The organism is Varunaivibrio sulfuroxidans, from assembly GCF_029318635.1.
GTDB lineage: Bacteria > Pseudomonadota > Alphaproteobacteria > Rhodospirillales > Magnetovibrionaceae > Varunaivibrio > Varunaivibrio sulfuroxidans.
Genome location: NZ_CP119676.1, coordinates 19,558 through 39,391 on the forward strand (window position 1 = coordinate 19,558; position 19,834 = coordinate 39,391).

A 19,834-nucleotide genomic window follows, 5' to 3' on the forward strand; every position below is an offset into this window, starting at 1 on the left:
GTATCCGCAAGACCGTTCGTAAAGTTAAGGTTTTTGCAACCTGTGCAAATTGCGTACGTTGTGGTGGATTGGGGCGCGAATTTTCCATGAAATGGCGTCCCCTACGGGATTCGAACCCGTGTTGCCGCCGTGAGAGGGCGGTGTCCTAGGCCTCTAGACGAAGGGGACGAGGCGGGCGTCCAAAGGCGTGAAAGACAGGGCTTAAGGGACCTCTCCGGTGTTCACACGACGAAGGATGGACGCGATGGCCATCATGTACAGGCAATCGCGCCCGCTATCAAGGGTTTGTTTTTGCCTTCCGCCTCCTTTTTTGGGGGCGTCGCGGCGGGTCAGGATTTGGCCGCTTCGGCGCGTGCGATTGCGATCAGGGCGTCGATGTCGTCGTCCGGGGTGTTGAATGCCGTTACCAAGCGAATGAGAACGGTTTCTTCGCCGGGAATTTGCGCCCAACGGTAAAACGCAGCGCCGTCCGCTTCGAGCCGCGTGACCATCGATGCGGGCAGGTGGATGAAAATTTCATTGGCTTGGACGGGGTGGGCGAGGCGAACGCCGTCCATCTCATCCAAGGCGTCGGCCAACCGCCGGGCGGCGGCGTTGGCGTGGCGGGCGTTGGCGAGCCATAGGCCGTCTTCCAGGTAGGCGTCGAACTGGGCGGCGATGAAGCGCATTTTGGAAAACAGGTGGCCCGCCCGTTTGCGCCGAAAGGCGATGTCGTCGGGGTCGGCCTTGGCGAAAACGATCAGCGCCTCGGCCGCCAACGCCCCGTTCTTGCTGGCTCCGAAACACAGAACATCGACTCCCGCTTTCCAGCTCAGCTCGGCGGGAGAGCAATTCAGAGCGGCGACGGCGTTGGCGAAGCGCGCGCCGTCCATGTGCACGGCGAGACCGTGTTGGTGGGCGATATCGGCAAGGGTTCCGATTTCATCCGGGGTGTATACGGTGCCGGCCTCGCTCGATTGCGTGAGACTGAGGACCCTGGGGGTGACCCGGTGAACGCCGTGCCCGGCCTGGGAAAGCACGCTTTGCAGGGTGGCGGGGGCGATCTTTCCGTGTGCGCCGTCCAGGGCGATGAGCTTGGCCCCACCCGTGAACATTTCCGGCGCGCCGCATTCGTCGGTGTTGATGTGGGCGTCGCGATGACAATAGACCGCGCCGTAGGGCGGCGTTAAGGCCGCCAGGGCGAGCGCGTTGGCGGCGGTTCCCGTGCCCAACAGAAAAACCGCCGCCTCGTCGCCGTTGCGCTCGAAGGTGGCGGCGATTTTATCGCTCGCCGAGCGGCTGAGGGCGTCCCCGCCATAGGCCCCGACGGACCCGCCGTTGGCGACGCCGATGGCGTTCAAGATGGCCGGGTGCGCCCCGGTGGCGTTATCGCTGGTAAAGTTCATGGGCGGTATCCTTCGCGTGTATCAATCCTCATCTATGCGGATCGTCAAGGGGGCGATGCTGCGGGTCTCGCGGTCGATGCGAAACGCCTTGGGCCGCCGCGCACCGCGCGCATCGACGCCAACGATGAGCCAGATTAAATCGGGCTCGAAAGCCATGTCGATGTCTCTCGGCGAGGGCTGCGCCACCTGATTGGGGTGGGAATGGTAATGCCCGACCAACCGCCGCGTCTCGTCGCCCGGCACGGCGGCGTTCTCTAGGGCGCGCATCAAATCAAAACGCACTTTGGGGTCAACCTCGAAGCGGTCGAAAGAAGGTGCGCCGCCGTTCTCCCAGGCGATATTGGGGCTGGGCGTGACGTCGGTGATGTGGATATCTTCGTCGTCGCGTTCTCCGCCATATCCGCTGAGTAAGCCGCAACATTCGCGGGGGTAGGCCGCGCGGGCGTGGTCTTGTATCTCCGCCAGATGGGCCGCGCCGAGGTGGATCACGGCGCGACCGTGACGACGCCCAGAACGGTCCCCCGCGCCACATCGACGATGGCGACGGCATCGGTTCCATCCGGTCGGCGGACCTGAAGAAGCAAGTGATTTCCTGTCAATTGTGACGAGACGATGCGGGTCCCGCGGTCCATATTCAAGTTGAGATCGCCGAAAGGGGCGACGGATGCGCGCGATTGTGTTAGGCCTTGAGCCGCGCTGGAGGCCTCTACCCGTGGGGCCGCGCGCGGAGCGGCCTGTTGGACGCCCGAAAGATTGAAGAATTTAAAGTCAGGATTTTTGGCCTTTTGGTACAATCCGTAACCGAGGATCGCCAACGCGACGACGATCAACGCCCCCATTACGGCAACCAGGCCTTTCAACGCTTGCATGATAGTTTAATCCATTGTCCGACACCGTGAACCCAGACCATAGCGATACCACTTATAGCGTTCTCGTTGACGAGGACAAGGGGAGAGTGCGCCTGGATAAAATTCTTGCCGAGGCGTTGACCGATCTTTCTCGTTCCCGGATCAAATCTCTGCTTGAGCAAGGCTGCGTTACTCGGGAGGGTGGCGGGGTCGTCGGCGATCCGTCACTCAAGGTCAAATCGGGGGATGTCTACCGCGTCTACGTCCCGCCTCCGGTCGCCGCCTTGCCCCAGGCGCAGGATATTCCCCTTGATGTCGTGTTCGAGGACGACGACCTGATCGTCTTCGACAAGCCGCCGGGCCTCGTGGTGCACCCTGCGGCGGGCAATCCCGACGGCACCGTCGTCAACGCCCTTTTGCATCATTGCCGAGGTTCGTTGTCGGGGGTCGGTGGGGTGTCGCGTCCGGGAATCGTTCATCGGTTGGATAAGGGCACGGGCGGCCTGATGGTCGCCGCGAAAACCGATCTCGCCCATCAGGGGCTCAGCCGTCAGTTCGCCGATCACAGTTTACAGCGGGCATATTACGCCGTCGTTTGGGGCGTTCCGGTGCAAACCCAGGGAGAAATCGTGGGGGCGATCGGACGCAACCCTCGTGACCGAAAAAAAATGGCGATTGTCGAAAAAGGCGGCAAGCACGCGCTTACCCGTTACCGGGTGCTCAGGACTTTCGGGCGGGCGGCATCGCTGGTCGAATGCCGCTTGTTGACCGGGCGGACACACCAAATACGGGTTCATATGGCGGCTATTGGTCACCCGGTGATGGGTGATCCCGTCTATGCGACGTTTACCCGCGCACGTAAGGAGAGCGTTTCAGATGCAGCCAAAAATGCCTTGTCCGCGCAACATTATCAGCTTTTATATGCTTATATTATTGGATTCAAACATCCGAAAAGTGGTGAAAAACTCTATTTTGAAAAAGAATTACCAATGTATATCAATGGGATAATTAAAAAATTAGATATTTGTTAATTTTTATCTATACTCGATTAATTAAGTCGGCTAGCATCCTAATCAATAGAGGTCTGTCACGGGTGCATATTCCACCATCGAGGGAGCGTGACGGCTTTGACAACAAATAGGTTAGGAGAACTAACAAATGTCAACGTGCACAACCGCTGTCTCTCAGGGATTGAGCCTTTCCCCCGAACACAATCTTACCCGTTATCTCCAGGACATTCGTAAATTTCCCATGCTCTCCGTCGAGGAGGAGCAACGCCTCGCGCGCTTGTGGTGCGACTCCCAAGACGACGACGCTGCGCACCAACTGGTGAACAGTCATTTGCGTCTTGTGGCGAAAATCGCCATGGGCTATCGCGGTTACGGCTTGCCTTTGGGCGAGTTGATCTCCGAAGGCAATGTCGGCATGATGCAGGCCGTGCAGCGGTTCGACCCGGATCGGGGCTTCCGTTTGTCAACGTACGCCATGTGGTGGATACGCGCCTCCATTCAGGAATATATCCTGCATTCGTGGTCCTTGGTGAAAATCGGAACCACGGCGGCGCAGAAAAAATTATTTTTCAATTTGCGTAAAATGAAAGGCGAGTTGAAGTCTCTTGAGGATGGCGATCTCGCCCCTGAGAATGTCGCCATTATCGCCCATCGCTTAAAGGTAAGCGAGGAAGACGTCATTTCCATGAACCGGCGGATGTCCGCGCCGGACAGCTCCCTCAACACGGTGGTGCGCGACGAAGGCGATGACGAGTGGCTCGATTGGTTGAGTGACGAAAGCCCGGATCAAGAAGACACCCTGGGTCAATCCGAGGAACTGTTGTCGCGTCGTTCGCTTCTGAAGGGCGCCATGAAGGGGTTGAGCGAACGGGAACGGTCGATTTTGAGCGAGCGTCGTCTGAAAGATAGTCCCGCGACGCTTGAAAACCTCAGCCAGCAATACGGAATTTCCCGTGAACGTGTTCGCCAGATCGAGGTGCGCGCCTTCGAGAAGTTGCAGAAATCGGTACGCAATGCCGTGATAGAACAAAACATCGCATGTTGAAGGCGCGCCGATAAGGCGTGTCCGCCGCTTGACGGGTCGTCCCACCCCCATCATCCCCCGCTATATGCGACGGGGCGGCCCGTCAATTTACGAAGCCCCACAAGAACGTTCTTGTGGGGCTTTTCGCATGGGGCGAAGGGCTTTGCCATGTTGGAGAGGGAGGGGGACGCCTGACGAAGCATTCCCGAGGCGTGGTTCCGCCTATCCATATTCTCACCATGTCCGGGATGATCAATTCGTGCGTTGCATTTATGCCGGGGGTGGGGACGTCCGTGGGCTGTGCGGAACTTGCGTGGCCTGCTGCACCTTGGAGGTGACGTCGTTGCCCCATTCCTTGATAATCTGTTTTTGCGTTGCCCGGAGCTGTTCGATTTTGTGTTCGTTTAAGATGGTCACCACCGAGGCGACGACCGGGGGAAGCGATAAAAAGAGCATCCAACCGAAGGCGGAAGCGGCGTACATGACGAAAATCGAAAAAACGTTGCTGATCGTGTTCAGGGCGGCGCTGATCGTGTGTTCTTTCACCCACAGGTCGATAATAAAGGGGAAAACGCCAATAAAATTGATGCTGCTGACGCAAAACGTGGCGCTGCGGGACTTGGTGCGATCGATGATGTAGGCGACGAAGCTGGGGATCATGCCGAAGGTGAATACGATGACGCTCGGCAATGAGATAATCATGACGATAACGAGGATAAAGATCAGCCAGAGCGTGGTTTGGCTCGGGCCCTTCTTTTTGCTGTTTTGAGGGGGGGCTTGTGTTTTTTCCGCCATCATCGCCTACATCATCTTAACCATGAGGATTATGGACGAAGCGATTAGGCACACGATAATCGCAAACATGGCGGTAAAATGCTCGCCGGATTGCTGGGCTTTTTGTGTGCCGTTCTCATCATCGCCGATGAGGCTTAGAATCTCTTTTTCCGCGGCGAAAAAAGCGCTCTTGGCCTCCTCGAAGCCCTCGATATCACTGCGCCGTTTGTCGATATTGTCGATCAAGTCGAACAGTTCAGGCAAGCTCCCCTTGCGCACAAGAGAGGGGATCGCTTGTTCGATTTTGCGGCGGGTGGCGCGGCTGTGATAGGTTGCGATCGCCGCGCCAAGCTGCCCGCCGATCCAACTGGACAGTCCAAACAGGGTTGGTATTTTCAGACGCCACTGAACCAGCGCAAGAAGGCTGAGCATACCGATCGTCGCCGTTTCCTCCTTGGGGTCGGACAAGGCCTTCAGGTGGGGAGATATGTCGTGCTTGAAACGCGCCGCGATGAACGCGGCGATGTGGCGGTCGATGGGCTTCGTCTGGGTTTCCGTATTATTGGCGACGTCGTCGAGGGCGGGCAGAAGACCTTCGATCTCGGTAACATAGGCGGTTTTAATCAATGGACTTTGACAGGGCAATCCGGGCAGAAGTTCGTACAGGCAACGCTCGATCCCAAAGCCCATTTCGTTGATTTTGATCAGCGACATCAGCGATTGGAACGATTTATTCATACCCAGGGTTTCCGAGGGGAAGTGGGTCTGCGATGCGAACCAGAACGCGGCGATGTTGTGGTGTAGGACTTCGCTGGCCGCCTGAATGTTTTCCTCAAAAAGCACGGAAACGCCCAAAACATAACCAAACCCTTCCGGAAGGAAAGACAGTCCCTTATACAAAAGGGGTGCGTTAGGATCGATCATGGCGCAAACTTTACAGACGAAATAATCGTCGCTCCCCTCGAAGCGTCCGTCGTTGACTTTCGCGTGGGCGATGGCGGCGGTTACGGCGTCGGCGCGATCGCCCATGTCCAGACTTTGGCGCAGCCAGACTTCCAGTTTTCCGTCTTTGATCAGTTGGGCGGCTTCGGAGACGTGCCTGCCCATGGAGAAGGCCAGGGTACGTGTCGTTTTATGGTCCTTTCCCATAAAATTGATGCGTGTTTTCGGTTTGGGGACGGGGCGGCGCTGTATCGGTGTTTTCTTTTGTCCGTTGAGCCATAGTTCGATCGCATTTAAATCCCAACGTTCATCGGGATCGTCGCTCAACATGCCGCGCAAAGGCTCCAAGATCGTCATGGGGATGCGTTCACGACCGCATAGGGCGGCGTAGCTGCCGTTCTCGCATTTCGATGTGATCATTTCCTCGTCGGTCATCTTGCCCATGGGGTTGCGTCCGACAAGTAGGAACACCAGCAAAACACCAAGCGTATAAATATCGATGCCAAGGTTTCCGGAACCGCGTCCGGAAGGCATCGCCATGGCTCTGGTGACGGGTTCGTAAACGGCGGGTTGGTGATAACCCGGCGGCGCCGAAACGAAGTCGCCCAACACCAGTTGATGCCGCTCTTTATCGAGGAAATAGAGGTTTTCGAGGCGGATATTGCGGTGTGTGACCCCTAATTCCGCAAGGTCGTTCAGGCTCGCGAGCAGCGGCGCGATGATCTTGCGAGGGATTTCATACTCGTTGATCTTAATTTTTCTTTTCGAACTGGCGTCGAGAAAACGCCCTCCCATCGGGCGCTCGTAAACGATCGCCATCGCACGCTGTTCAAACAAGGGCCATTCGACGGGGCCATGGTCAATCACGGTGATCAGGCCGCGCAATGCACTTCCGGTGACCGCCTTCAATTCGCGCTGACGTATCGGCAGGGCCGGATTGCAGATCAGAACGTACAGGTTGCGTTCGGGGTTGCGGTTATCCTCGGCGTGGTAGGCTTTCGCGCTGGGGGTATCGAAATCGTGCAGCGCCATGCCGGGAAAGAGGTTGTAGCGGTCCTTCAGGGCGCACGGCGCCAGGCCGGTGGCGCGCGGCGCCTCGGCGGTCTGGTTCGCCGCCGTTTCGGCTTTTGAACCTTGCGAGGTATCCGGCGCGTCCGATTCCCACACTCCGGCGAGGGCTTGGGCGAGATCTTCGGCGGTGGGCGCACCAGAAAGCGTCCCCTGAGTTTCCTCGGAGGCGCTCGAAACTTCCAACGTGGGCGCTCCAGAGGAGGGCGGAGCCTGTTTCTGGGGAGCGATCGCCATTTCTGCGAATTCCCTTCTAAATGGGTCATTCTGACCCAACCGCACACCACTTTATATGGAAACGTCCTTAGAAACAATCAAAGGATGACTGCGCACGCACCGCCATGCGCCACAAAGGGCGCATGGCGGTGCGTGTTTTCGATGGTGTTAAAGGGTGCGTCCCGGCGTGATCTCTCGCTTGAGAAGGCGCATTTCGGCGCGGGCTTTCCCTTGTGGGAAAAACGTGCGTCCCGCCCCTTCACTTCGGGGGGGTCAGTCGGTGAACGGGTCGTAAACCAAGATGGTGTCGTCACGCTCGGGGCTGATCGACAACAGCGCCACCGGGGCCTCGATCAATTCCTCGATGCGTTTGATGTATTTGACCGCAGTCGCCGGAAGATCGGCCCAAGTCCGTGCGCCGCGGGTGGTTTCGCGCCATCCTTGCAGGCTTTCGTACACCGGGACGACTTTCTCCTGCTCGACGCTGGAGGCGGGAAGGTGGTCCAGGACGACGTCTCCGAGACGATAGCCGACACATACCTTTAGTTCGTCCATGCCGTCGAGGACGTCCAGCTTCGTCAGGGCGATGCCGTTGATGCCGTTGACTTTGACCGCTTGGCGCACGAGTACGGCGTCGAACCACCCGCAGCGCCGTGGACGCCCCGTCGTGGTGCCGAATTCGTGGCCGCGTTCGCCCAGCCCCTGGCCGACGTCGTCGTGCAATTCGGTCGGAAACGGCCCCGATCCGACCCGCGTGGTGTAGGCCTTGGTGATCCCAAGGACATAATCGATGGCGCTGGGCCCTTGCCCGGAGCCGATCGCGGCTTGCCCGGCGACGACGTTTGACGAGGTGACGAACGGGTACGTTCCATGGTCGATATCCAGCATGGTGCCCTGCGCGCCTTCGTACAGGATACGCTTCCCGGCCTTGCGCGCTTCGTCGAGAATTTTCCACACCGTGCCGACGTAAGGCAGAATTTTAGGGGCCAGCGCCATCAGCGGTTCGACGATTTCATCGCGGGTCAATTCCGTGCGTCCATAGCCGCGCATTAGGGCGTTGTGGTGGAACAACAGCTTATCCACCTTGGCGACGACCAGGTCGCGATCGGCCAGATCCCCGGCGCGGATCGCGCGGCGGGCGATTTTATCCTCGTACGCCGGTCCGATGCCCCGCCCCGTGGTGCCGATTTTGGCGTTGCCCAGGGCCTCTTCTCGGGCCTGATCGAGATTGGCGTGCAGCGGCAGGATGAGCGGCGCGTTTTCGGCGACGACCAGATTGTTGGTGTCGATGCTGACCCCCTGGGCGCGCAGTTGTTCGATCTCGTCCAGAAAATTGACGGGGTCGAGTACGACGCCATTGCCGATGACCGACAGCGTGCCTTTACGCACGATACCCGAGGGCAGGATGTGTAGTTTGTACGTGACATTGCCGATAACCAGCGTGTGCCCGGCGTTGTGCCCCCCTTGAAAGCGCACGACGACGTCGGCCCGTTCGGACAGCCAGTCCACGATTTTTCCTTTGCCCTCGTCACCCCACTGAGAGCCGACAACTACGACGTTAGCCATGATTTAAATTCCCTTTAAGTAGAGATAAAATTCGGGAGGAACACGAGGATTTTAAATTTCCACCGCCGTCCCGTTTAGCCAAAAATGTGAACAGCCCATGTGTCGCGCCTTGTCGGCCGTCGTTCCGGTTTCGCGCTCGGAGCTGGTAAAATCGGGATGGTCGGCCCCGCCACCGTCAAGATCGGAGATCGTTTGCCATCCTTGCGTTCGCAGTGTTCGGGCGGCGTCGCGGGCGGTTCCGGCGGGCAGGAAAATACGTTTCGTTTCGGGCGGCGGCGGCATCATGGTCAAAATGGTGTCCATGTATAAGGTTAGCCCCGTCGCCGCTTCGCCCCCGTTGGCGTCATCGGTTCGGTAACGTCCGCCGCGTCCCAATTCGGCCCCCGCAGCGCGGGAAAAAAAGGCGAAGGTGACGCCGCTGTGGTATTCAAAGCCGCGATTTTCCACCGGATCGGCGGTAATTTCCAGGTCCGGCGCCCCGGCCGCAACGATCCGGGCGACGGTCTCCAGGCGGTCGCGCTCAAGCGCGGCCTTTTCGGGAAGATCGAGGGCGCGCAAGGCGTCCAACGTGCGTTCGATAGGTCCGGTGGCGGTCAGCATGGCGCCCAAAACGCGGGCGCTGTCGGCGCCGATGCGGTCTTTAAGAGCATGGACCGCGGCGCTATCCTTGCGATCCAGCGCTAGGCGCAAGTCGTGGCGATGGGCCTCGGCGATTTGCATGTCGTCGCAAAAAGCGGGGACCAGGGTCGGCATGCCGAGATCGACGCTGAGGGCGCCGACGCCGATACCGGCTAGGGACTCGATCGCCATTAAAATGACTTCGGCGTCGGCGTCGGGGGTGGCGACCCCAATCAATTCCGCGCCGACTTGGCCGAACTGGCGTTCGGGGCGCAGCTGCGACCCCTTGATGCGCACGATTTGTCCGGCGTATCCCAGGCGAAGAGGGCGCGGCGCGGTTTTCAGGCGTGTCGAGGCGATCCGGGCGACCTGCAGGGTCATATCAGGGCGCAGGGCGAGCATTCGCCCGGAGGCCGGGTCGGCGAAACGAAAAGCATGGGTCGCCATCGTCCGACCGCTTCCCGAAAGCAGGCTGTCTTCAAATTCGAACAGCGGCGGCTTGACCCGGGCGTACCCCCAGGCGGCAAACGCCGTCATCAAGCGCTCTACACAGGCGGCTTCCTTGGCGGCTTCCGGCGGCAGGCCATCACACATTCCGGTGGGGAGGAGGGCTTTTTCGGCATCGAAGGTCATGGGTTGGGTAACTCAACGGGTTGTCTCAAGGAGCCTCGGTGCGCACGCAGGCCGACGCGAACGTTGTGCCGACGCGAACGCTGCCTTAGTAGCGAAAATCAACGCGCCGGGCAAGCCTTGGGGCCATATGATCGGGATTAGCGCACCTGAAGGGTCCGATTGCGAACGGTTTTACCGAAACTTTCGACCAACGCGCCGGCGATTACCCCATTGGCGGGCATCTCCTGCGCCGTTTGCGGGGCGATGGTGGCCCAGGCCTGCCATATGCGGTTGTCGTCGTCACGGGATGTCACCATAATTTCGTAGACGATGCGTGTCGGTGTGACGCGTTCAGGCGCGCGTTGGCCTTGGTTGATCAGTCCGCCCCTGGCGCTGTCGAAGATATTGAGGCGCGCGCTGGCGTCTCCGCCGCCGCGCCCGCCCTTGGCGCGCAACTCCAGGAAGGTGCGCTCGCCGGCGTCCGACCATGCCCCGCTTTCTTCTCGGCTGTTCAGGGTCACGACGAGCGCCGCCCGGGGGGCGATGCGATAACCTTTTGCGATTAAGGCGTCTTTCAACGCGGCGAGCAGCGTCAAATTACGGTTTGAATTGTCCATCAAGTCGAGGGAAACGGTGGTTTTCCCCGGCCAGGGCTTATAGGCGATGGCGTCGAACCTCACCGCATTGGAGATCTGCGGGGTTTGCGTCGCGGTTTGTTGGGCCAGTGTGGCGTTCGTGGGGGCGCCCGCCATCAGAAGGGCCGCGGCGGCGATCCGCCAGGATTTTTTTTGCGTTTTACCCTTGTGCGCGCAAACCTTATCCTGGTGTGCGCAAACCATGCGTGCCGGCCATATTTTCATATCGTGCCTCCTTGTTCCCCCCCCTCCTGACATCCAAGCATCCTTATCTGGAGCGGTGGTTGGGGATATCGCGGCTTTGTTCCACCATGGGCAGTGCGGCGCGGACTGTCAATATGGCTCTGCCGCGACCGTCGGAGGGTAACTTTCAGGGTTATCCCTTGGCGGGTGGGGCCAACAGGACCTTGTGCGCGCCGGGTTTGACGGGCCAATTGCCGGTTTCGATGACCCGTGCGCCGTCGAACACGACATACCCTCGGCGGCGGTAATGCGGTAGGGCGCGAACGATCTCGCCCAAGGCCTGGGCGGAGCGCGCGCTGACGACGACGATGGGTTGCCCGCCGGGGGCGCGGGTGGCCCACGCCCAGGCGGCGCCCTTGCGGGCGTAGCGAGGGGGAAGCGGCGGGATCCCTAGAGTTTCGATAAAAGGCGTGATCTCGGAAAGTGCGCCGATCAGCACCAGCGGGACGGCGGGCAAGACGCCGCTTGCGGCGTAAGGCGCGGCGCTCCGAATTGGGGCGTCGGGTCCCAGTAAAGCCGCGCCGAGGGCGCGGGCTTGTGTGATCAGGTCCGGTGCGGTTCCGACAACCAGGGCCTCGCTATGGGGGCTTAGGGTCACGTCACGCAAAATTGGCGTCGCTTCGCCCGGAGATAGGCGGCGAAAAACCTCAAAATTCGGGTCGATCGCTAAACTTGTGGGTTGGGAGGGGACGTCCAGGGCGAACCGCTCGCCGTCCCGATTCGCCGTGACGGTAAAACGGTGCGCGCCGTCCTTGGTGGCGACCACGACCGGCAGTCGAACACGGTAGGGCGTACCGCCTTGGCGCAGGACAAAGGACACCCGGTAGCCGTTACTCTCCTTGCGGACATAGGGCGCGTCGATGACGAACGACGGCGCGCCCGCGCGATGCAGCCATTGATCGAAGAAGTAAGCAAGTTTTTGCCCGGAGGCGCGCTCGAAAGCGCTTTGTAAATCGGCCCAGCGCGCCGTCTTGAAGCGGTTGTCCCGCCAGAACAGACGGATGGCGCGATCGAAGGCCTTGTTGCCGATTTGCGCGCGCAGCATGACAAAGAAAAAAGCGACCTTGTCATACCCCACGATTTGGGACGCGTCATGATTCTTGGCGACGAAATCGACCGCCGGGCGATCGCGTCCCTTTGGTAGGGCGGCATAATTGCGCAACCATTCGAGGCGCATATCGCGCGCGCCGTTCGCGGAACGTTCCGACGCAAAGGCGTAATCGGCCATGAAGGTGGTCAACCCCTCGGCCCAGTTGCCGTGGGCGTAATCGACGCCGACCGCGTTGCCCCACCAGTTGTGTAAAATCTCGTGGCCCAGCGAGGTATAGCGAATAAAGGGCAGCTTCAGAACGTCGGTGCCGATGTAAGTCAGCCCAGAAAACCCCAAACCCACCGGTAGAGGGCCGGAAACGATGTCGAAGCCGGTGAAAGGGTAGGGGCCGATTTGTCGGACATAGCGTTGGATATAGCGTGCGGTAAAGTCGAGATAATCGCCCGCCAGGGGCGCAATTTGCGGCGTGAAATAGGTCCTGAGCGCGATATCGCTTTGGACCGGTTTTTTCCCCGACGGCGCGGTTTTTTCGGCGCGCGCGATCGCCAGTTGTTTTTCGGCGATTTGGTAAGGTCCGGTGAATACCGTCAGGGTGCGGGTTGGGACGCTCGTGCGAAAAGTCGCCCGATAACGCCCACCGCTTTGCGTTTCATGAATGATGGTTCCGGGGGCGACCGCCTTGTTCGGCAGAGGCGTACTGACACTGACGTCGTAAGTGAACGGCGCGTCGGAGGCGCGGGGGAACCAGCCTTCGGACAGGTAACCGCCTTGAGGGGATAGGGCGAAGCCGTTGAGGGCGTCGATGGTGATCGCGGGTAAGCGGCCTTGGTAGCGAAACTCCACGGTATGGCGGGCATTGCCGCCGCTACGGATGCGAATCGCGTCGCCACTACGCTGGACCGCGACGCCGGTTCCGTCCAGGCGAACCCCTTCGAGGACAAAAAGGTCCGACAGATAAAAGGTCAGTGTTCCCGAGCCATCCAAGGTTACGGTGTCGCGCGCGCTCAAATGGTGGGTTGCGGGCGTGAGGGTGAGTACGATGTCGTGATGCGGCGCCAAAGATAGGACGGCGGCCCACGCCGGTGTGACGATGGCGAAAAGCGCGCCGGCGCCGCCGAGGAAAATCGCGAGGAGGGCGATCGCTCTACCCGTTTTGTTTTGTTTCTTGCCCACCTTTTTGGTCCCTTACAAGTCGCCGCGCCGCGCGTCATCGCCCGGTAGGCTTCGGTGTGTCCGCGGTTCCGCCGGGATGGGCGGGGAATTTGGCGATGATGGTCATCGTCGCCCCCGCACGGAACACCTTCAGCGGCAGCCATGTTCCCGGCGCCTGGGCCCGGATGGTGGCGATTAGGGTTTCGACATCCTTGGTCGGACGGCCCGCGGCGGCGACGATGATATCGCCCTTGTGAATTCCGCCCACCGCGCCGACGGACCCGGCGACGACGTCTTCGACCTTTACCCCCGCCGGTGCTCCTTTCGGCGCCGGGGCGATCAATACGCCCAATTTAGGCTTGTCGGGATGGGGATCTTCGGGGTGGGAAGGAAGCCCGAACACGGCGTCGGCTATGGCGCGGTCGTGGCTCTTGAGTGCGGCGCAGGGGCGATTGGGGTCCCATGGAATCAGCGTGGCGACGTCGGCCACGCCCAACGCCTTGAGTTGATGGGCGATGCCGTATCCGTATTCAAGGTGCCCCCGTCCCGCGATGGCGATCACCAGGGGTTTGGCGGCGCCGTGTCGCGCCCGGGATATGGCCTCGGCCATGGCCCTGTCCCAGGTGAGTTGGGCGGCGACAAAGTGATCGAAGCGGGAATTTTTACCGCTGTGGTCCGCCGCCGGGGCGTGAGGGGGGGATTTTGTTTTTTTGGGGTGTTGCGCCGCATCGTGTTGGTCGAAAACGGTCTTCAGTATGGCGCGGTATTGCGGCGCGGGGGGCGCGGGAAGGCCGATGCCCTCGCGGTCCTTGGGGGGGACGCCTCCGACGCCTTTCCGGTTGATGGCGCCGATCAAGGCACGATCGACGTTCATCGCCACCATGGGAATGCGATGCATGCGCGCGAACTGAAATAACGGCATATACAGGCTTGGGTCGAAACGCCACACCGTGTTCCATTCGCTCCGGCGGAGGAACGCGCTCTCGCTGAGGTCCCCGTGCACCCAACGATCGAGCACGGGCTGCACCCGGCGGGGAAACGCCTCGAAGGCGATAACCATGTCGGGATGAACCGCGTACAGGGCGGCCATGGTGTACAACTGCCAACGGTGGTGGTCGCGGTTGTCGTGGGTCTCACCCAATAAAACCACGGATTCTTGGGCCATGGCGCCGATCAGTTTCGTTTCTTCGATGACGTTCCCCGTCGTCGGGGACATCCACCGCGCGGGGGGGACGCAAGAGACGTCCTTGACCGCCTCGCCATGCGCCGGCGCTACGCCCGGAAGGGCGAGGATGAAAAGAAGTGCGCCGCCCACCGCGCGTCCGACCCACGAGGGCGCGCCCGCGATTGCGGCGGCGATAGGTGAACGGGCGGCGAAGGAAAAGACGCGTTTTTTTTGCGGCACTATGCGGGGCGCTCTCTCTTGGTGATTGTGTTCTCATGGTGCCTAGTCGCGGCGACGATTGCAAGGTCGCTCATGGCCGCCGGCGGCGATCGGAGGGGGGTGCGGAGTTTTCATTGTATTCGGTTTCGTCAAGGCTTAACCCTGGGGGCAGGGCCTAATTAACCTGATGCGCCTAGTGGATCGACTCCGACGTTTCGCTCCCGCGAACCATCGGGCCGACCACTATCTATCTTTTTGTTGCAGTTTGATTTCTTCACACATTTGTGTCCAATTGCATCGGACTCAAATGTTAAACTCAAACCACTAGTTTGTGAAAAATATCACCGGCCCGGGAGAAGACTTGCCGGAAGTGCCGTTCACTTTCAAAAGTCTTCGACGACGCTTCTGGGGTATTTTCACAACGCCCTGCGGGACGGGATGAATTTAAGCGCGGATGTCGTTGGAAAACCCTTGCTATGAGGGCCATTGCGGCGGATTTTCCACCTAACCCACACCTAAATTCATCTCCGCCAGACGCACCGGATGAAGGGGTCCTGACCCTAGTGCATCGTCCCCCTCGCAAAGGGGCGCGCATCCGGGTATCATCGCGCGGACGCCAATGCGAACGCCAATTAAGAAGCGTGAGGGAAGCCAGTGGAGGATACCGTGAGCGAAGCCGGAACAGGAAACCTTGCCAAAATTCAACTGCTGGCCAGTTTGAATGCCGATGAAATGGAGTCCGTCAATAAGGCTTGCCGATGGAAACTCTATGCCGCCGGCGAGCAGATTATCGACCAACACAGCGAAAGTCAGGATGTCTTCTTTGTCGTCGAGGGGCGGGTTCGGATCGTAAATTATTCATTATCGGGACGCGAAGTTACGTTCGATGACCTGGATGCAGGCAGTCATTTCGGTGAATTGGCGGCGATCGACGGCCTGCCGCGCTCAGCCAGCGTGTTGGCCTTGGAAAATTCTCTAATCGCCGCGCTCGGTCCCGAACACTTTGGCGCGGTGTTGTCGCGTCATCCGTCGATCGCCGTCAAGGTGATGCGCCACTTGGCGCATTTGGTGCGTACGGCGACGGCCCGGATCATGGATTTATCGACCCTGGGCGCCAACAATAGGGTGCATGCCGATGTGTTGCGCCTCGCATTGCTTGTCGCCGATGATAACAATACGGCGCGTATTTCACCCATTCCCGTTCACAGCGATATCGCGAGTCGGGTGTCCACCACCCGTGAAACCGTGGCCCGGGTGATGAACGATCTGGCGCGCAAGGGGATTGTCGAACGGGGTAAAAATTTCCTGATCGTCAAGGATGTCGCCCGTCTTCAGGACATGGTTGACGAAGTGCGTGGCGATTGATTATCGGCCTGCCTTCCGTCGATCTCGTTCCCTATCAACGAAAAACCGGGTGGACCGATCAAAGCCGTTTTTTGGCGTCGCGCGGTAGCGGGCGAGGTTATGCGATCATTATGTGATTATGGTCACAGACAGGATGCGCGGGTTCTGTAAAACTCCACATTACGATGTTCGATATCGCTACGAAGACGCATTGCTAAGGCCGAGGAGTTCCCGAGATGACGAAAATCAAAGCTATTGGGTTGGGTGTTTCCTTGATTTTGATGTCGTTTGCTTTTTATGCCCCCCATGGCGTTTCGGCTATTCACGGTTTTTAGGCGCCTTGCGTGCGCCGCAAGGGTCGCACTCTCACCTGATTTATTCCCTCACTAAATAACCTTAAGGCCGCTTCGGCGGCCTTTTTTATTCGCCGAATACCCTTAAAAAGACCGTAACGGTTTGACAGGAACGGGGTAATCATCCATCATCCGAAGACGCGTGAGTGATGACGTCTATGGGCGCGTTGGGGTGACCGTGTTGAGATGACATTGGGCTGATCACGGGGATTTATTCAGGGAATAACAATGACAAAGACGATCCTGATCGTTGAGGATAACGACCTTAACATGAAGTTGTTCAATGATCTGTTGCAGGCCCATGGTTATGACACAGTTCAAACCAAAGATGGTCGTGACGCCGTTAATTTGGCCCGTGAACATAGGCCCGACCTAATCTTGATGGATATTCAACTGCCTGAAATATCGGGTCTTGAAATTACCAAGATACTTAAGGCCGACGATGAATTGAAGGGTATCCCCGTGATCGCCGTTACCGCGTTCGCGATGAAGGGCGACGAGGAAAAGATTCGCGAAGGCGGGTGTGAAGGTTATATCGCCAAGCCGATCTCGGTGCCCAACTTCCTCGAAACGCTGTCGAAATTCTTGAATTGAGGGTACGCGCGCCTTTCCGTGACGCGTTTCATTTTTTCGTGACGCGTTTCGTCTTCCATGTGGTTTTTTCGACGCCCCCCCCCCCGCGCGTTCCTTGGCGTGGAATGGTCTTCTCTTTCAGGCTTTGCGTACGCGTTCCGCGATCCTTGAAGGCGCTCGGAAGAGGGCGTGCGGACGCTTGAAGGCGGAGAATCAAAAAAGGCAACCCTTGGTTACCTTTTTCAGCGTTACCTTTTTCAGCACGGCTTAAACACCGCCGTAGAAATTCCACCCGATTTGTGTTGGGTGGAATTTTTTATTTAATCTTGGATTCTTTGAAAAGGACGTGCTTACGCGCCACCGGATCGTATTTGCGAAACGACAGTTTCTCGGTCGAGGTGCGGGGGTTTTTCTTGGTCACGTAAAAATAGCCGGTGTCGGCCGTGCTGACCAGTTTAATGAGAATGGTATTTGGCTTTGCCATGGTTCTTGTCCCGACAGGGGCCACACAAGAGGTGACCGCAAAAAATGCATTAGGCGGCGAAACATACAGCGCTCTGCGTATCTGTCAAGCCCAAGCATCATATTTTGCCGTGTGCAGCGGCGCGCCCACCGTCATGCCTGGGCCGAAGAAAACCTTTCCTCAGGGGGTTGGTTTTGTCGGTGCGGTATTGGCGGCGCGCCGCCGGGCGGCCTTGGATGCGCCCTTGGCCTTGATTTTAGCCTTGATCTTGGCCGTGGTCGTCTTTTTCCCCTTGCCCTTGCCCTTGGCGTGGCTTTTCTTTGCGCCGGGACGCGTGGGGCGGCTTTCTCGGCCCGGTTTTCCATCGTTTATTTTTCGGGGCGTTCCTTGTGGCGGCTCTTCGTCGTCCGACAGGCGCATCACCATGCCGCCGGTTACCGGATCGGCTTCGACGAGTACGACCTCCACCTTTTGTCCCAGGCGATATTCAATGCCGTTTTTACGTCCCTTCAGGCGGTGGTGGGTTTCGTCGTGGACATAGTAATCGTCGGGCAGGGTGCGGATCGGCACGAGGCCGTCGGCGCCGCTGTCGTCGAGGGTGACGAACAGGCCGAAACGGGTGACGCCGTTGATCCGCCCACTGAAGGTCGAGCCGACACGGTCGGCGAGGAACAACGCGGTGAAGCGGTCCACCGCGCCCCGTTCGGCCCCGGCGGCGCGCCGTTCCGTTTGCGACAGGTGGACGCCGATGTCGGCGAAGTCCTTGGGCGCGTCCTCAAGCCCGCCGTCGCCCAGCTTGAGGGCGCGGATTAGGGCGCGGTGAACCAAAAGGTCGCTGTAGCGCCGGATCGGCGAGGTGAAGTGGCTATAGCGCGCCAGGGCGAGTCCGAAATGGCCGATATTGTCGGGGCTGTATTCGGCCTGGGCCTGAGAGCGCAGGACGACGTCGTTGACCATTTGGGCGTAGGGGGTGTCCCTGGCGCGCTCCAAGATCGCGTTGAACTGGGTGGAGCGGATCACCTGGCCCTTGGCGAGGGGAATATTGACGCCGTCCAGGAACTGGCGCAGGGCGTCGAGCTTTTCCCGGCTCGGTTCGTCGTGGATGCGGTACATGCACGGCAGGCCGCTTTTTTCCAAGGTTTGCGCCGCCGCCACGTTGGCCAGGATCATGAATTCCTCGATCAGCTTGTGGCTGTCCAGGCGGACTCGATTTTCGATCCGCGCCACATTGCCCGCGTCGTCGAGGACGACCTTGCGTTCGGGCAGGTCGAGATCGAGCACGCCGCGCTTTTCACGCGCCGTCCACAGCGCCCGGTAGGCGCCGTAGAGCGGACGGATCACGCCTTCCAACAAGGGCGCGGTGGTTTCGTCGGGTGCGCCGTCCATCGCGCCTTGCACCTGCTCGTACGTGGTGCGGGCGTGCGAGCGGATCAGCGCCCGGGTGAAATGGTGCTTTTTCAGCGCCCCGTCGGCGTCGATGGTCATGTGCGCGCACAGGCAGGGGCGGTCCCCGTCGGGACGTAGCGAGCACCAGCCGTTGGACAACGCCTCGGGCAGCATCGGCACCACCCGGTCGGGAAAATAAACCGAATTTCCCCGCCCATAGGCGTCACGGTCGAGGGCGTCGCCCGGGCGCACATACCACGCGACATCGGCGATCGCGACGATTAGTTTCCAGCCCCCCGGGTTGGCGGGATCGGGGTCGGGTTCGGCGAAGACGCCATCGTCGAAGTCGCGCGCGTCGGCGCCGTCGATGGTGATGATCGGCGCCTTGCGTAAATCCTCGCGCTTGCCCAGCGGCGCGGCCTTGGCCTTTTCGGCCTGGGTGACCGCCTCGATCGAAAAGACGTGGGGGATGTCGTATTCATGGATCGCGATCAGGCTGATCGCCTGCGGGCCGGTCGGCGACAGGCGCTCGACAACGCGCGCCCGGCGCAGCCCCAAGGGCCGTCCAGGTAAAATTTCGGCGCGCACCAAATCGCCCGGCCGGGCGTCGGCGGCGTGATCCGAACTGACGATGAATTCATGTTTGACGCGTTTGTTGGTGGGCAGAAGGCGGCCACCGCCACCGCTTTCATCGGGCTTGAAAACGCCCAAAACCTCCGATGGTTGGGCGCTGATGCGTCGGATCGTGCGGCCCTCGTAGGCGAGGCGTCCGTCGGCGGCGTCCTCAATGCGCGTCAGGCGCGCGAGCACCCGATCGCCGATGCCCAGGGCCGATTGCCCGCGCCGTTCGGGCGCCATGTAAATCAGTGGCGGCGGACCGTCGTCGGTGTTCCAGGTCAGTGGCCGGGCGATGACGTCGCCGTCGATATCCAGATCGCCGATCTCGAGAACGGTGACGGCGGGCAGGCTGCCCGGTTCGGCGAAACGCCGCCCGCGCCCCTTTTGCAGCAGACCCTCGTCCTGCATCTCGCGCAGCACTTTTTTCAGGCGCATTTTCTGTTCGCCGTCGAGGCGAAAGGCGCGCGCGATTTCCCGTTTTCCGGCATTGGATGGAGATTGCGCGATAAAGTCGAGAATTTCCCGCTTGCTGGGGAACGGCGCGGGTTTATGCGAAGAAGGAGTCAAGG

Annotated in this window: 16 protein-coding genes and 1 tRNA gene; 4 read left to right on the top strand and 13 right to left on the bottom strand. The window is 59.8% G+C overall.

The annotated features are described in order from the left end of the window. Positions 1-92 precede the first annotated feature (92 nt). The 4 genes from P3M64_RS00070 to P3M64_RS00085 all read right to left on the bottom strand — a co-directional run bounded on the left by P3M64_RS00070 (position 93) and on the right by P3M64_RS00085 (position 2,254). A tRNA-Glu gene (locus P3M64_RS00070) sits at positions 93-168 on the bottom strand. A 161-nt stretch (positions 169-329) separates the two neighbouring features. Continuing rightward, on the bottom strand, positions 330-1,385 hold the full coding sequence (locus P3M64_RS00075) for a threonine aldolase family protein (RefSeq protein ID WP_132938974.1): 1,056 nt from the start codon (positions 1,383-1,385) through the stop codon (positions 330-332). Between the two features lie 21 nt (positions 1,386-1,406). After that, positions 1,407-1,874, bottom strand: a complete 468-nt coding sequence (locus P3M64_RS00080) for a M67 family metallopeptidase (RefSeq protein ID WP_165886303.1) — start codon at positions 1,872-1,874, stop codon at positions 1,407-1,409. Beyond that, positions 1,871-2,254: a hypothetical protein gene (locus P3M64_RS00085; protein WP_165886302.1), complete on the bottom strand. Its 384-nt coding sequence runs from the start codon at positions 2,252-2,254 to the stop codon at positions 1,871-1,873. The genes P3M64_RS00080 and P3M64_RS00085 overlap by 4 nt, the downstream gene beginning before the upstream one ends. A 14-nt stretch (positions 2,255-2,268) precedes the next feature. Here P3M64_RS00085 and P3M64_RS00090 point away from each other — a divergent pair, with 14 nt between their 5' ends. Both P3M64_RS00090 and rpoH read left to right on the top strand, forming a co-directional pair. Continuing rightward, positions 2,269-3,264, top strand: a complete 996-nt coding sequence (locus P3M64_RS00090) for an RluA family pseudouridine synthase (protein ID WP_132938972.1) — start codon at positions 2,269-2,271, stop codon at positions 3,262-3,264. Between the two features lie 127 nt (positions 3,265-3,391). Beyond that, the gene (gene rpoH, locus P3M64_RS00095; RefSeq protein ID WP_132938971.1) at positions 3,392-4,288 is read left to right on the top strand and encodes an RNA polymerase sigma factor RpoH; all 897 of its coding nucleotides are present in this window, start codon (positions 3,392-3,394) and stop codon (positions 4,286-4,288) included. A 249-nt stretch (positions 4,289-4,537) separates the two neighbouring features. Here the strand turns inward: rpoH and P3M64_RS00100 are convergent, their stop codons facing one another. The 7 genes from P3M64_RS00100 to P3M64_RS00130 all read right to left on the bottom strand — a co-directional run bounded on the left by P3M64_RS00100 (position 4,538) and on the right by P3M64_RS00130 (position 14,549). Next, positions 4,538-5,065, bottom strand: a complete 528-nt coding sequence (locus P3M64_RS00100; protein WP_132938970.1) for a hypothetical protein — start codon at positions 5,063-5,065, stop codon at positions 4,538-4,540. 3 nt (positions 5,066-5,068) lie between these two features. Further along, positions 5,069-7,288 carry a protein kinase domain-containing protein gene (locus P3M64_RS00105; protein ID WP_132938969.1) on the bottom strand — a complete coding sequence of 740 codons (2,220 nt, stop codon included), beginning with the start codon at positions 7,286-7,288 and terminating at the stop codon, positions 5,069-5,071. A 252-nt stretch (positions 7,289-7,540) separates the two neighbouring features. Continuing rightward, the gene (locus P3M64_RS00110) at positions 7,541-8,833 is read right to left on the bottom strand and encodes an adenylosuccinate synthase (RefSeq protein WP_132938968.1); all 1,293 of its coding nucleotides are present in this window, start codon (positions 8,831-8,833) and stop codon (positions 7,541-7,543) included. 51 nt (positions 8,834-8,884) lie between these two features. After that, positions 8,885-10,084: an ATP phosphoribosyltransferase regulatory subunit gene (locus P3M64_RS00115; protein WP_132938967.1), complete on the bottom strand. Its 1,200-nt coding sequence runs from the start codon at positions 10,082-10,084 to the stop codon at positions 8,885-8,887. 137 nt (positions 10,085-10,221) lie between these two features. Next, positions 10,222-10,923, bottom strand: coding sequence for a hypothetical protein (locus P3M64_RS00120; RefSeq protein ID WP_132938966.1), 702 nt, complete (start codon positions 10,921-10,923; stop codon positions 10,222-10,224). Between the two features lie 151 nt (positions 10,924-11,074). Further along, positions 11,075-13,165, bottom strand: coding sequence for a M1 family metallopeptidase (locus P3M64_RS00125; RefSeq protein ID WP_132938965.1), 2,091 nt, complete (start codon positions 13,163-13,165; stop codon positions 11,075-11,077). A 34-nt stretch (positions 13,166-13,199) separates the two neighbouring features. Next, entirely contained in the window at positions 13,200-14,549 is a 1,350-nt protein-coding gene (locus tag P3M64_RS00130; protein ID WP_132938964.1) for a ChaN family lipoprotein, read from the bottom strand. 645 nt (positions 14,550-15,194) lie between these two features. Here P3M64_RS00130 and P3M64_RS00135 point away from each other — a divergent pair. Both P3M64_RS00135 and P3M64_RS00140 read left to right on the top strand, forming a co-directional pair. Next, positions 15,195-15,893, top strand: a complete 699-nt coding sequence (locus tag P3M64_RS00135; RefSeq protein WP_243644767.1) for a Crp/Fnr family transcriptional regulator — start codon at positions 15,195-15,197, stop codon at positions 15,891-15,893. A gap of 560 nt (positions 15,894-16,453) precedes the next feature. Then, the gene (locus tag P3M64_RS00140) at positions 16,454-16,819 is read left to right on the top strand and encodes a response regulator (protein WP_132938963.1); all 366 of its coding nucleotides are present in this window, start codon (positions 16,454-16,456) and stop codon (positions 16,817-16,819) included. A gap of 295 nt (positions 16,820-17,114) precedes the next feature. On the opposite strand, the gene rpmG is transcribed toward P3M64_RS00140, so the two are convergent. Both rpmG and rnr read right to left on the bottom strand, forming a co-directional pair. Next, positions 17,115-17,282: a 50S ribosomal protein L33 gene (gene rpmG / locus P3M64_RS00145; RefSeq protein WP_132938962.1), complete on the bottom strand. Its 168-nt coding sequence runs from the start codon at positions 17,280-17,282 to the stop codon at positions 17,115-17,117. A gap of 159 nt (positions 17,283-17,441) precedes the next feature. Continuing rightward, positions 17,442-19,832 (bottom strand): ribonuclease R, encoded by a 2,391-nt coding sequence (rnr, locus tag P3M64_RS00150; protein ID WP_132938961.1) that lies wholly within the window; start codon positions 19,830-19,832, stop codon positions 17,442-17,444. Between the last annotated feature and the right edge of the window lie 2 nt (positions 19,833-19,834).